This window comes from Neorhizobium lilium (assembly GCF_004053875.1).
In the GTDB taxonomy this organism is placed as follows: Bacteria; Pseudomonadota; Alphaproteobacteria; order Rhizobiales; family Rhizobiaceae; genus Neorhizobium; species Neorhizobium lilii.
The window spans coordinates 1-13,464 of sequence record NZ_SBIP01000008.1 but is presented as its reverse complement, the minus strand read 5'-3'; the positions used below and the strand labels follow the sequence as shown (position 1 = coordinate 13,464).

General features: G+C 59.8%; 9 protein-coding genes. 7 read left to right on the top strand and 2 right to left on the bottom strand.

Annotation, left to right across the window (positions count from 1 at the left end; genetic code table 11):
* Nucleotides 1-240: 240 nt before the first annotated feature.
* The 7 genes from EPK99_RS24535 to clpB all read left to right on the top strand — a co-directional run bounded on the left by EPK99_RS24535 (nucleotide 241) and on the right by clpB (nucleotide 10,941).
* Nucleotides 241-1,101 carry an SH3 domain-containing protein gene (locus EPK99_RS24535; RefSeq protein ID WP_245582563.1) on the top strand — a complete coding sequence of 287 codons (861 nt, stop codon included), beginning with the start codon at nucleotides 241-243 and terminating at the stop codon, nucleotides 1,099-1,101.
* 201 nt (nucleotides 1,102-1,302) lie between these two features.
* Nucleotides 1,303-2,577, top strand: coding sequence for an aspartate kinase (locus EPK99_RS24530; RefSeq protein ID WP_128445730.1), 1,275 nt, complete (start codon nucleotides 1,303-1,305; stop codon nucleotides 2,575-2,577).
* 81 nt (nucleotides 2,578-2,658) lie between these two features.
* Nucleotides 2,659-4,926 (top strand): phosphoenolpyruvate--protein phosphotransferase, encoded by a 2,268-nt coding sequence (gene ptsP / locus EPK99_RS24525; RefSeq protein ID WP_128445831.1) that lies wholly within the window; start codon nucleotides 2,659-2,661, stop codon nucleotides 4,924-4,926.
* A gap of 30 nt (nucleotides 4,927-4,956) precedes the next feature.
* Nucleotides 4,957-6,039, top strand: coding sequence for a peptide chain release factor 1 (gene prfA, locus EPK99_RS24520; RefSeq protein WP_128445729.1), 1,083 nt, complete (start codon nucleotides 4,957-4,959; stop codon nucleotides 6,037-6,039).
* The gene (prmC, locus tag EPK99_RS24515) at nucleotides 6,036-6,899 is read left to right on the top strand and encodes a peptide chain release factor N(5)-glutamine methyltransferase (protein WP_128445728.1); all 864 of its coding nucleotides are present in this window, start codon (nucleotides 6,036-6,038) and stop codon (nucleotides 6,897-6,899) included. Before prfA ends, prmC begins: the two co-directional genes overlap by 4 nt.
* Before the next feature lie 298 nt (nucleotides 6,900-7,197).
* Nucleotides 7,198-8,043, top strand: coding sequence for a DUF4167 domain-containing protein (locus EPK99_RS24510; protein WP_128445727.1), 846 nt, complete (start codon nucleotides 7,198-7,200; stop codon nucleotides 8,041-8,043).
* A 294-nt stretch (nucleotides 8,044-8,337) separates the two neighbouring features.
* Nucleotides 8,338-10,941 carry an ATP-dependent chaperone ClpB gene (clpB, locus tag EPK99_RS24505; protein WP_128445726.1) on the top strand — a complete coding sequence of 868 codons (2,604 nt, stop codon included), beginning with the start codon at nucleotides 8,338-8,340 and terminating at the stop codon, nucleotides 10,939-10,941.
* A gap of 102 nt (nucleotides 10,942-11,043) precedes the next feature.
* Here the strand turns inward: clpB and EPK99_RS24500 are convergent, their stop codons facing one another.
* On the bottom strand, nucleotides 11,044-12,981 hold the full coding sequence (locus EPK99_RS24500; RefSeq protein ID WP_128445725.1) for a M23 family metallopeptidase: 1,938 nt from the start codon (nucleotides 12,979-12,981) through the stop codon (nucleotides 11,044-11,046).
* Between the two features lie 152 nt (nucleotides 12,982-13,133).
* Nucleotides 13,134-13,464, bottom strand: a 331-nt coding sequence (locus tag EPK99_RS25550; protein WP_205909137.1) for a hypothetical protein, incomplete at its 5' end; no start/stop codon positions are given.

Sequence of the window (13,464 nt, the reverse complement as noted above, 5' to 3'; positions counted from 1 at the left end):
TCCTGGTTTTGCCGATGAAGTCGGACGTGGCAGACTGGAAGTCAAGGGTAAACCTCGAATGGCCGGCTGCGGCATGTCGCGCTTGTTTCGCTTCTCGAAGCGGGGTTCTACATGTTCCAACGGACCGTTCATGCGTCGTTCAGTCGAAAGCTGGAACAATAAGGCCCGATCGAACATTGAAACGGGTCGTTCGCGGCCCGCTGACGGTTTGGGACGATATATGTTCCTCAGGAGGAAACAGTGAAGAAATTTTTGATGAGTGCTGCAGCGCTTTTTGCCCTGCTGGCGGCGCCATCGATCGCTGACGCTGCCGTGCGAGGTATCGCAATCGCAAACGTCAATATGCGGTCGGGCCCAAGCACGGCATATCCGGCGGTGGCGGTGGTTCCTGTCGGCGCTCCCGTAACGATCAATGGCTGCATGAGCAGCGTCAATTGGTGCGACGTCTCCTTCGTCGGCGGTCGTGGCTGGGTCTCCGGCAACTATGTGAAGGCGAACTACCGTTCCAATCGCGTATATGTGGCGCCGAACTATTATCAGGGTCTCGGCATTCCGAGTGTGACCTTCGAGGTGGACAACTACTGGGATCGCTATTATCGCGACCGCAACTTCTACCGCGAACGGGATCGTTGGCGCCGGTATGACTGGCGCTCCGAGCGGCCCCTGCCGCCTCCGCCGCCGCGCTGGAACGATGATCGCCGCCCGCCGCCGCCACGTTGGGACGACGACAATCGCCGTCCACCACCGCGATGGGATGACGACCGCCGCCCGCCACCTCGCTGGGACGACGAAAATCGCCGTCCGCCGCGATGGGATGATGAGAACCGGCGTCCGCCACGGTGGGACCGTGATGAAGGCCGGGATCAGGATCGCGATGATCGGCGCCCTCCGCCGCCGCCGCGTGTGGACGGTGACAATCGACCGCCGCGACCTGATCGGGACCCCGGCCGGAACAGGGATGAACGTCCGCAACCGCCCCAGGAAAGCCGCGACCAGAACCAGAACCAGAACCAGGACGATCAACCTCGTCGTCCCTGGGGTGGGATGCGGAGCCAGGACGGTGGCGCAGTCTGCACCGGCCCGGCCCGGGATTGCCGCTAAACCGAGCTATTCATGATGAAAGGCGCGTCTCGATCGAGGCGCGCCTTTTTCTCTTGGGTGCCCAGGCCAAAACACATACGCGCTGCCATTGCACGGCCTTCCCCTTTTCGATAAGACACGCCGCAATTCGGTGCCCCGCACAGGGGCTGGTCAGGCATACGTTTCCGGCAAATCCGGAATCGATGGGTGGTAGTGGCAGGTATGGCTCGCATTGTGATGAAGTTCGGCGGCACGTCGGTCGCTAATCTTGAACGCATTCATAACGTTGCGCGCCATGTGAAACGCGAGGTCGAGGCCGGCCACGAAGTGGCGGTGGTCGTTTCGGCCATGTCTGGGAAAACCAATGAACTGGTTTCCTGGGTGCAGGATACGCCGAAAGCGAACGGTGCCAATTCCCCCTTCTATGACGCTCGCGAGTACGACACGGTCGTCGCGTCCGGTGAGCAGGTAACGTCGGGTCTGGTTGCTATCGCGCTGCAATCCATGGGCATCAATGCGCGCTCCTGGCAGGGATGGCAGATCCCGATCCGCACGGATAATTCCCATGGCGCCGCCCGCATCATGGAGATCGACGGAACCGAAATCATCAAGCGTATGGGCGAAGGCCAGGTGGCCGTCATTGCCGGCTTCCAGGGCATCGGGCCTGACAATCGTATCGCCACGCTCGGCCGCGGCGGCTCCGACACTTCGGCCGTCGCGATCGCGGCGTCTGTCAAGGCAGACCGCTGCGACATCTACACGGACGTGGATGGCGTCTACACCACAGACCCGCGCATCGTGCCGCAGGCGCGCCGCATGAAGAAAGTGTCCTTCGAGGAGATGCTGGAAATGGCGTCGCTCGGATCGAAGGTACTGCAGGTGCGTTCGGTCGAGCTCGCCATGGTATTCAAGGTGCGCACCTTCGTACGCTCCAGTTTTGAGGACCCAGATGCGCCGGGCATGGGTGACCTGCTCAATCCTCCCGGCACTTTGATTTGCGACGAGGAAGAAATCGTGGAACAGGAAGTCGTCACCGGCATCGCTTTTGCCAAGGATGAAGCACAGATCTCGCTGCGGCGGCTTTCCGACCGTCCGGGTGTTTCGGCAGCCATTTTCGGACCGCTGGCCGAAGCGCATATCAATGTCGATATGATCGTCCAGAACATTTCCGAGGACGGTTCCAAGACCGACATGACCTTCACCGTGCCTTACGGCGACGTTCAGAAGGCCATCAAGGTTCTGGAGGACAATAAGGAAAAGATCGGCTTCGACGTCGTCCAGAGCGAATCGGGTCTGGCCAAGGTTTCCGTCATCGGCATCGGCATGCGCAGCCATGCCGGCGTGGCAGCGCTGGCCTTCAAGGCACTTGCTGAAAAATCGATCAACATCAAGGCGATCACGACGTCCGAAATCAAGATTTCGATCCTGATCGACGGCGCCTATTCCGAACTTGCAGTTCGTACTTTGCATTCCGCTTACGGTCTCGATAAGAGTTAAAGGTGAACCGGTCGAGTGCGTCGTGAGCAGCGGCGCGCCGTCTTCCGGAAGGATGATCTTGTTTCGGGAGAACTCATGCCGATGAGAGACCTGTCGGCAGGTCCGCGCGTGCTTTTGAAGCGGCTGCGCGAGTTGATGGCGGAGCCGCTCGAGCCCCAAGAGCGCCTGGATAGGATCGTCCGTCAAATCGCCAGCAACATGGTGGCGGAGGTATGCTCCGTTTATGTGTTGCGGTCTGACGGTGTCCTGGAACTCTACGCAACAGAAGGCCTCAACAAGGAGGCGGTGCATCTTTCGCAACTGAAGATGGGGCAGGGCCTCGTCGGCACGATCGCCGCCTCGGCTCAACCGCTCAATCTTTCGGACGCTCAGGCCCATCCCGCCTTCCGCTACCTTCCCGAGACCGGTGAAGAAATCTACCACTCCTTCCTCGGTGTTCCGATCCTGCGGGCTGGCCGTACGCTCGGCGTTCTGGTCGTCCAGAACAAGGCGAGCCGCAACTACCGCGAGGACGAGCTCGAGGCTCTCGAAACGACGGCGATGGTCATCGCCGAGATGATTGCCACCGGCGAGCTCAAGAAGATTACGCGACCCGGGCTGGAGCTCGATCTCACTCGCGCCGTCACCATCAACGGAGACGGCTATAACGAAGGTATCGGCCTCGGTCATGTGGTTCTGCACGAGCCGCGCATCGTGGTCACGAACCTTCTGAACGAAGATGCCGATAAGGAAATCAAGCGTCTTGCGGAAGCGCTGGGGTCCTTGCGCATTTCGATTGACGACATGCTGTCGCGCCGCGAAGTTTCCATGGAGGGAGAGCATCGCGAGGTTCTGGAAACCTACCGAATGTTCGCCCACGACCAGGGCTGGGTGCGGCGCATGGAGGAGGCGATCCGGAACGGCCTGACGGCGGAAGCCGCGGTCGAAAAAGTCCAGAGCGACACCAAAGCCCGCATGATGCGCCTTACCGATCCCTATCTCAGGGAGCGGATGCATGATTTCGACGATCTTGCGAACCGCCTGCTGCGCCAGCTCACCGGTTTCACCGGCCGCGTCGGCGATGAAAACTTCCCCGTCGATGCGATTATCCTCGCGCGCGCCATGGGTGCGGCAGAACTTCTGGACTATCCGCGGGATCGCTTGCGCGGCCTGATCCTGGAAGACGGCGCGGTGACGAGCCATGTCGTTATCGTTGCAAGGGCCATGGGCATTCCGGTGGTGGGCCAGGCGACCGGCGTGGTGGCGCTGGCTGAAAACGGCGACCCCATCATTATCGACGGCGACGACGGACAGGTCCACTTGCGGCCGATGTCGGACCTGCAGAAGGCCTACGAGGAAAAGGTTCGCCTGCGCGCCCGTCGCCAGGAACAGTTCCGCGCGCTTCGCCTGGTGGAGCCGATTACAAAGGATGGCAAGCGGATCAACCTTCAGATGAATGCGGGGCTTCTCGTCGATCTGCCGCAGTTGGCGGAGTCGGGTGCGAGCGGCATCGGGCTGTTCCGCACAGAGCTTCAGTTCATGATCGCATCCACCATGCCGAAGCTGGAGGAGCAGGAAAGCTTTTACCGCAACGTACTGAAGCAGGCGGGCGGACGGCCGGTCACCTTCCGAACGCTGGATATCGGCGGCGATAAGGTCGTGCCTTATTTCCGGGCGCAAGAAGAAGAAAATCCGGCCCTCGGCTGGCGCGCCATACGGTTGTCACTCGACAGGCCGGGCCTCTTGCGGACGCAACTGCGTGCGCTGCTGCGTGCGTCGGCAGGCGCAGAGCTGAAAATGATGCTTCCGATGGTGACGGAGGTTTCGGAAATCCATGCCGTCCGCGACTTGATGCAGAAGGAAGTCCAGCATCTTTCCAAGTTCGGTCACAGCCTGCCACGCAAGCTGCAATTCGGCGCTATGCTGGAAGTGCCGGCGCTGATGTGGCAGCTGGACGAATTGATGGCGGAAGTGGATTTCGTGTCGGTCGGCTCGAACGATCTGTTCCAGTTCGCCATGGCGGCAGATCGCGGCAATGCCCGAGTGGCGGATCGGTTCGATACGCTCGGCAAGCCTTTCCTGCGCATCCTCCGTGACATCGCCAGGGCCGGCGAACGCAACAACACATCCGTCACGCTGTGTGGCGAAATGGCAGGAAAGCCGCTTTCTGCCATGGCGCTGATCGGTATCGGTTTCCGGTCCGTTTCGATGGCTGCGACATCGATTGGCCCGGTGAAGGCCATGCTTCTGGGGTTGAATGTGGAGCAACTGGCCTCGGAGCTGAACGCCGCCCTCGACGACGGGCGTTCCTCGATTCCGATCCGCGACCTGCTCATGAAGTTCGCCGAAGCCAACAACATCCCGCTCTAGCGGTATAAAAGAATACGGAGCACACAAAAGGTGGCGAAGCTTCCTGTCGAAAAAATGCGCGAGTTGGAACGCCGCTTCGGCGAGATCGAGGCGCGCATGTCCGAAGGGCCGGCGGCCGACGTTTACGTGAAGCTCGCCTCCGAATACTCCGAGCTGCAGCCGGTCGTGCGCAAAATCCGCGAGTATGAAAAGACGCTTGGGGAAGTGGCCGATCTGAAGGCCATGCTTTCGGACAAGACGACGGATCGCGACATGCGCGAGCTGGCGGAACTGGAGCTTCCGGAAGCCGAGGAGAAGATAGAGGGGCTGGAAAAGGACATGCAGATCCTGCTCCTGCCCAAGGATGCCGCCGACGAGAAAAGCGCTATCCTGGAAATCCGGGCGGGGACGGGAGGCAACGAGGCCGCCCTTTTTGCCGGCGATCTCTTCCGGATGTATGAGCGCTACGCGGCGACCAAAGGCTGGAAGGTCGAAGTTCTGTCTGCCAGCGAAGGGGAAGCGGGCGGCTACAAGGAAATCATCGCGACCGTTACCGGGCGCGGCGTTTTTTCCAAGCTCAAGTTCGAATCCGGGGTTCACCGCGTGCAGCGAGTGCCCGACACGGAAACCCAAGGACGCATCCATACGTCTGCGGCGACCGTCGCCGTGCTGCCGGAGGCTGAGGATATCGACATCGAGATCCGCGCGGAGGATATCCGCATCGATACCATGCGGTCGTCCGGCGCCGGCGGTCAGCACGTCAACACGACAGACTCCGCGGTTCGGATCACGCATATGCCAAGCGGCATCGTCGTCACCAGTTCGGAGAAGTCCCAGCATCAGAACAGGGCAAAGGCCATGCAGGTGCTGCGCTCTCGTCTCTACGACATGGAGCGGCAGAAGATCGACAGCGAACGGTCGGCGAACCGCAAGAGCCAGGTCGGCTCCGGTGACCGTTCCGAGCGCATCCGCACCTACAACTTCCCGCAGGGTCGGATTACCGATCACCGCATCAACCTGACCCTCTACAAGCTGGACAAGATGATCGAAGGAGACATCGATGAAATGGTCGATGCCCTGATCGCGGACTATCAGGCCGGGCAATTGGCGCAGCTAAGCGAGATCCAGGGATGACGACCCTTGCTGCGGCTGTGATGGAAGCTCGCAGCCGGTTTTCCGAGGCTGAGCTGGCTGATGCTGGCATCGAGGCGCGGCTGCTCCTGGCCGGTCTGCTCAAGCTTTCGCCGACGGAAGTTTTCGTTGGTGGCGATCGCGTCCTCACCGAAGAGGAAGAGGCCCTGATCGAGGTGGCGATCGGGCGGCGATTGAAACGCGAGCCGGTTCACCGCATATTGGGATCACGCGAGTTTCATGGGATGGATCTTCTGATCTCACGCGAAACGCTGGAGCCCCGGCCGGACACGGAAGTTCTTGTCGATGCGATGATCCCGCATTTGCGGCGCATCGTGATGGACAAGGGTTCTGCCCGTATTCTGGATCTCGGCACCGGCACCGGCGCAATCCTTCTGGCACTGCTCAAGGAAATTCCGGCTGCAAGCGGTGTCGGAACGGATATATCGGAAGATGCGCTTGCAACGGCGCAACGGAATGCGGAACGCTTGGGACTTGGTGACCGGTTCGGCACGCTCCGCAGCCGGTGGTTCGACAATGTTTCGGAGCGGTTTGACATAATCGTGTCAAATCCGCCTTATATACGTAGCGATGTTATCCCTAGACTGGATCCTGAAGTTCGCAACTTCGATCCGCTGGCTGCCTTGGATGGTGGCCCGGATGGTCTCTATCCCTATCGAGACATCGCCGCTGATGCGGCCCGTTTTCTCGAGCCGGAAGGCCTGATTGGAGTAGAGATAGGTTTCGACCAGCAACTTGCCGTCACGGAGATATTTACTTCCGCCGAATTCATCGTAGCGCAAGCTGAACGTGACTATGGTGGAAATGATCGCGCCCTCATCTTCAAGCTTCGCAATCGTTGATATTGCATAGCAAAAGAAAAGGCTTGGAATCCAGAAGGAAGCGGGATAGCTTGAAGGCACGCATCGGGGCGGCTGAGAATGAACAGCGATTCGTTCGGGTTACAGGTCAACCCTGTTCCATGCCTTTTCGAAGGTTTGCGAAGGTTGAACAAATTCCGGTGCGTGAATCAGTTAATTTAACTTTGAATGCGGCAGGCCGCCTGGGTCGATCTGCGCGCTTCACGCGAAGTCCTGCTACGGCTTTGAGTGCCGGACCGCGTGACCCTATCAGCGAAGACAGAGAGTTGGTGAAGGATAGATGAGGCCAGGACAGCAGAATAAACGCGGTCGAGGTCGCGGTACCAATAATAATAACAACGGTGGCAGCGGCGGAGGCAATAACAACTTCAATCGCAAGGGCGGCAACCCGCTCAGCCGGACCTACGATAGTTCCGGTCCCGATGTGAAGATCCGCGGAACTGCTCAGCACATCGCCGAAAAGTATTCGACGCTCGCACGCGACGCCCAGAGTTCCGGCGACCGTGTCATGGCGGAAAACTATCTGCAGCACGCCGAACACTATAACCGCATTATTGCGGCCGCGCAGGCTCAGATGCAGGATCGCTTCCCGCGTGACGAACGTGGTGAAATGCAGGATCGCGACGGAAACGTGCTGGACCAGGACGATCTGGACGGCTCGGACGGTGACGATTTCGGATACGCGCCGCAGCCCGGCATGGACGAGCAGCCTCGCCGAGAGCAGCACACCCAGGGCCAGAATATCCAGGGCCAGGGCGGCCAGCAGGCCTCGGGCACTCCTCAGGGTCAGGTTTCTGAAGGCCGCGAGCAGCCGCCGCGTGAAAACCGCCGTGAGCCGCGCCGTGAACGCCGGCCGGACCGCCCGGAACGTGTCGTGCAGCAGCCGAACCAGCAGCCTGCCGAGATTTCCGCCCCCGTGGCCGATCCGGATGGCCCGCAGCCGGTAATCGAAGGTACGCCTGCAGAAGTTGCTGTCGAAGAAGAAGCACAGGCGGAAGCCGCGCCCCGTCGTCGTCGCAATGCCGGCAACCGTCCACGGCGCCCGCGTCGTGGCGAAGCTGGCGCTGAAGAAGGTGAAGCATCCGGCGACGATCAGCCTGCTTTGGCCGAAGCGGCCGGCGAATAAACCTAGTTTTAGGTTCGCATATCCAAGAAAACTCCGGCCAAGAGCCGGAGTTTTTGCGTTTGAAGATGGTGCGGAAGACGCGTTCCAGGAACACCTGCTTTTTACCATCACGGCAACGCACACACCCTTCCCAAGGCCTTGGTGAAATGCGCAAGCTGCCGTCTTTAAAATCACGACATCCCCTCCCATATTTTTGTGGAAGCCGAGCATTCGGCAGAGCTTGCCTTTGAGGGAGCTCAATCTCAATCATCGGCCTGTGCCTTATAAGGGCAGGGCGAGCCAGGAGGTATAACTATGAATATCGAGAAATATTCCGAGCGAGTTCGTGGGTTCCTGCAGTCTGCTCAGACTCAGGCGCTAACCATCGGAAACCAGCAGTTCACGCCAGAGCATGTCTTGAAGGTTCTGCTCGACGACGACCAGGGCATGGCATCTTCCCTGATCGAACGTGCGGGCGGCAGCGCCAAAGAAGCCCGGATCGCCAATGATGCTGCACTCGCGAAACTTCCCAAGGTTTCCGGCGGCAATGGCGAGATCTACCTCGCGCAGCCGCTCGCCAAGGTTTTCGCGACTGCGGAAGAGGCAGCCAAGAAGGCCGGCGACAGCTTCGTTACTGTCGAACGCCTGCTGCTGGCGCTTGCCATAGAAAGCTCCGCTTCCACCTCTGCGACCTTGAAGAAGGCTGGCGTGACTGCGCAAGGCCTGAACCAGGTGATCAATGACATCCGCAAGGGCCGCACGGCGGATGGCGCCAATGCCGAAGCCGGTTTCGAGGCCTTGAAGAAATTTGCGCGAGACCTGACGGCGGAAGCCCGCGAAGGCAAGCTCGACCCGGTGATTGGCCGTGACGACGAAATTCGCCGCACGATCCAGGTCCTATCGCGCCGCACCAAGAACAACCCGGTCCTAATCGGTGAGCCGGGCGTCGGCAAGACGGCGATTGCCGAAGGCCTGGCGCTGCGCATCGTCAATGGGGACGTGCCGGAAAGCCTTAAAGACAAGCGGCTGATGGCACTCGACATGGGCTCGCTGATTGCGGGTGCGAAGTATCGGGGTGAGTTCGAGGAGCGCCTGAAGAGCGTGCTGAACGAGGTCCAGTCTGAAAATGGCGAGATCATCCTCTTCATCGACGAGATGCATACGCTGGTCGGTGCCGGTAAGGGCGACGGCGCAATGGATGCCTCCAACCTGCTGAAGCCGGCTCTTGCGCGCGGCGAATTGCATTGCGTCGGTGCTACCACGCTCGACGAATACCGCAAGCATGTGGAAAAGGATCCCGCACTTGCCCGCCGCTTCCAGCCTGTGATGGTTGACGAGCCGACGGTCGAGGACACGATCTCGATCCTGCGCGGCCTCAAGGAGAAATATGAGCAGCACCACAAGGTGCGCATCTCGGATTCGGCGCTGGTCGCCGCAGCAACGCTGTCGAACCGCTATATCACGGATCGTTTCCTGCCGGACAAGGCGATCGACCTGATGGACGAAGCTGCGTCGCGTCTTCGCATGCAGGTGGATTCCAAACCCGAGGAGCTGGACGAACTCGACCGGCGCATCATGCAGCTCAAGATCGAGCGAGAAGCCCTGAAGCGGGAGACGGACAGTGCATCGGCTGACCGGCTGATGCGGCTCGAATCCGAAGTTACCGCGCTCGAAGAGCAGGCGGATGCGCTCACGGCACGCTGGCAGGCTGAAAAGCAGAAGCTCGGCCTCGCCGCCGATCTGAAGCGGCAGCTCGACGAAGCTCGCAATGACCTGGCCATTGCCCAGCGCAAAGGCGAGTTCCAGCGAGCAGGGGAACTGACCTATGGGGTCATTCCTGAATTGGAAAAACGTCTCGTAGACGCCGAAGCTCAGGACAGCTCGACAAATGCCATGGTGCAGGAAGTCGTCAACCCCGACGCGATCGCCCATGTCATCTCCCGCTGGACCGGTATCCCGGTGGACAAGATGCTGGAAGGCGAACGGGACAAGCTGCTTCGGATGGAAGACGAGCTTGCCAAATCGGTCGTTGGGCAGGGCGATGCCGTGCAGGCGGTTTCGCGTGCAGTGCGTCGGTCCCGCGCCGGTTTGCAGGATCCCAACCGGCCGATCGGCTCGTTCATCTTCCTCGGTCCGACCGGGGTGGGCAAGACCGAGTTGACGAAATCGCTCGCGCGCTTCCTATTCGACGACGAGACGGCGATGGTGCGCATGGATATGTCAGAATACATGGAGAAACACTCCGTGGCCCGGCTGATCGGTGCGCCTCCTGGCTATGTCGGTTATGAGGAAGGCGGCGCATTGACCGAAGCCGTCAGGCGCAAGCCCTACCAGGTCGTGCTGTTCGACGAGATCGAGAAGGCGCATCCGGATGTGTTCAACGTTCTCCTGCAGGTGCTCGACGACGGGCGCCTGACGGACGGTCAAGGGCGCACAGTCGATTTCAAGAACACGATCATCATCATGACCTCAAATCTGGGGGCGGAATACCTGACCAACCTTGGTGAAAACGAGGATACGGACAGTGTTCGCGAACAGGTGATGGGTGTGGTGCGGGCGTCGTTCCGGCCGGAATTCCTGAACCGCGTCGACGAGATCATCCTTTTCCATCGCCTGCGCCGCAGTGAGATGGGCACAATCGTCGATATCCAGATGCTGCGCCTGCTCAAGCTCCTGTCGGATCGTAAGATCACGCTGGATCTCGGAGAAGACGCCCGTGAATGGCTGGCCGACAAGGGTTATGATCCGGTGTATGGCGCTCGTCCGCTGAAGCGGGTGATCCAGAAACACGTTCAGGATCCGCTTGCCGAGCAGATCCTGGGCGGCCAGATCCCTGACGGTTCCACCGTTGCCGTGACTGCGGGCTCGGACCGCCTGCTGTTCCGCGTGCGCAACCAGCATATCAGCGAAGCCGCTTAAAGCGACCTCACTCGAACACGAGAATGCCGCGCCGGATTTCTTCTGGCGCGGCATTTTTGTTTTAGGAACTACGAGGTGCTTCGCAACCGTTCAGGCGGCGCTTTATCGACTTGCGACTTCGTCCGGCTTCGGATTGTTGAGGAAGGCGTCGATGCGTTTCCGCTCACCCTCGAATTTCGCAAGCGCCTCGCCCTTCAACGACTGGCCGCCAGGCAAACGGACCTTCATCGGATCCACCTTGGTGCCATTCACGATGAGCTCGTAATGGAGATGAGCGCCAGTCGATTCTCCGCTCGTTCCCACATAGCCGATGACCTGGCCTTGGGTAACCTTGGCACCTTCCCGCACGTTGGGCGCGATGGCGCTTTGGTGATTATAGGATGAGACGTAGCCGTTGGCGTGGCGGATCAGGGTCTGGTTGCCATAACCGCCGGAATCCCAGCCTGCCTTTTCCACGATGCCGTTACCGGCGGCAATGATCGGGGTGCCACGAGGGGCTGCCCAGTCCGTTCCCGTGTGCATGCGCGAATAGCCGAGCAGCGGATGGCGGCGCATGCCGAAACCAGAGGTCATGCGCCCATTGGGCAAAGGATTGCGCAAGAGGAATTGTCGGATGCTGCGGCCATCCTGATCGAAGTAGTCGACTGAATCATCGTCCGCATCCTGGAAGCGGTAGAAGCGGGTGGACGTGTCGCCAAAATGAGCATTCACGAAGAGGAGCTCAGAATCTTTCGTCGCCTGACCCTTTTCGTCTGCGACGGAGAAGAAGGCTTCAATGGAATCCGTCGGCTTCAACTGGGCCTGGAGATCGACACTGCTTGCCAGCAGCTTCACCACCAGTGCCGTCATTTCCTTGCTCATCCCATAAGAAAGCGCAGCGCGATAAATTCCGTCATAGACGCTGGGCAATTCCCGTCCGGCCATGACTTGAGGCGGCTGGTCGCTGAAGGCGCTCGCCACGGCATCCAGCATGGCAGGTTCCTGCGCATCCACGAAATGGTTGTGATCGTCTGCCGCGACCGTCACCAGATGGGAACCTCGACGATAGACGCTGGCGCGCACGACCAGCACCATCTGGCCTTCCTGGATGACGCCGATCCGTAGGACATCTCCAGGGATCAGGCCGGGCTGGCCGACGCGCCCCTGTAGGTAGCCGGAAATTTCGCGGGCCTTGTTGTCGGGGTAGCCGACCTCCGTCATGGCTTCCACAACGGTCATCTGTCGGCGGACCGGAATGACGTCGTCGGCATATTCACGGGTGTGAGACGTGATCGGCTCGGGCGTCGAAACCGACATGTTCTCCTCTACCACACGGGCCGAGATGCCGGATGTCACATCCACATCGTCGCCAGCCGATGAGAAGCGTTGAGGATCGACGTAATAGAGCGCGGAAAGCTGCGCATTGCCCGAGGTCAGGACCGAGCCGTTGGAGCGGACGTTCTCCTCCACTTCCTCCAGCGTCATGGACGCCGCATAAGGAAGGTTGGAGCCTTTGGTCGGGAAAGCCACCGTCTGCAAGCTGACCTCGGACTCCACGTTGGAGCCGTAGATGACGCCGGTGCGGTTCGATGGCGGAGGAGGTGCCTCGTCGGAGACGAATATGCTCAAGGGATCGAAGGACGGGTAAGCCTCCGGTGCCACGTGATTGACGGCAAGGTTCATCTTCACATGCGCAAACGGCTTGCGCCGGACGACTTCCTTATTGCCTTCGTGAACGACAGTAGAGACTTCCATGATCTTGCGGTCTGTCGGCATGGCCACGATGTTGCCGGCGAGCAGTCTTTTGCCGCGGGAGGCGGTGTCGTCATGCCCGGTATCGGCAAGCGGAACGGAAGCTTCAGCAGGCGTGGCCAGTTGTTGACGGCCATCAAGCGCTGCAAACAACGCGACGCCCATCAGAATGGAAGAGGTGATCCCGGTCAGGAATGTGCCGGACAGCCAGCGAAGCGAAATCTCACGACGATCCGGCGCCCGGCGGCCATCGGCCAGGATAGGCGGCTCGTTGCCAAGCGAGCGGATCATGCTTCGGGCGGTGTTCATGCTTGTCTAAACCAGTCCCAGAAACTCGTTATACCGCATGCAATTCATCATTCTGCGTGAGGAACCTTGGGTCAACCATGTGCCCCTTTCGAGGAGGAGAGTCAAATCATGGGGCCTTGCCGCAGGTCACGAATGCCTGCCGGCCGATTTCTTCATGACCAATGGTAACCATCAGAATGTGGAATTGTGTGGGCGCAATTGCCTGCAGTTATCACGACTTTAACCGCTCTCGGCAAAGCGGGCGTGTTGCCATGTCTTAAGGAGGTTTTTAGTGCTGCAAGCAGGGTTTTGGGGTTTTGCGCCGTGGCTTCGGGTAGATTACCGTTATAAATCAGAGGCTTATTTGTTTTGTTGAGGTTTTGCGAAAAAGTATGTTGACGTTGAAAATGTGTAGGACTATAACGCCGCTCACTGACGAGGGCGGCGGCGCTGCTAGCGACGAAGTTCTTCGTTCTGAAGAAATCCAAGAGAGATTGGCATTTT

Coding starts and splice junctions, on each gene's coding strand:
- EPK99_RS24530 (WP_128445730.1), top strand. CDS start 1,303: ATGGCTCGCATTGTGATGAAGTTCGGCGGCACGTCGGTCGCTAATCTT.
- ptsP (WP_128445831.1), top strand. CDS start 2,659: ATGAGAGACCTGTCGGCAGGTCCGCGCGTGCTTTTGAAGCGGCTGCGC.
- prmC (WP_128445728.1), top strand. CDS start 6,036: ATGACGACCCTTGCTGCGGCTGTGATGGAAGCTCGCAGCCGGTTTTCC.
- EPK99_RS24510 (WP_128445727.1), top strand. CDS start 7,198: ATGAGGCCAGGACAGCAGAATAAACGCGGTCGAGGTCGCGGTACCAAT.
- clpB (WP_128445726.1), top strand. CDS start 8,338: ATGAATATCGAGAAATATTCCGAGCGAGTTCGTGGGTTCCTGCAGTCT.
- EPK99_RS24500 (WP_128445725.1), bottom strand. CDS start 12,981: ATGAACACCGCCCGAAGCATGATCCGCTCGCTTGGCAACGAGCCGCCT.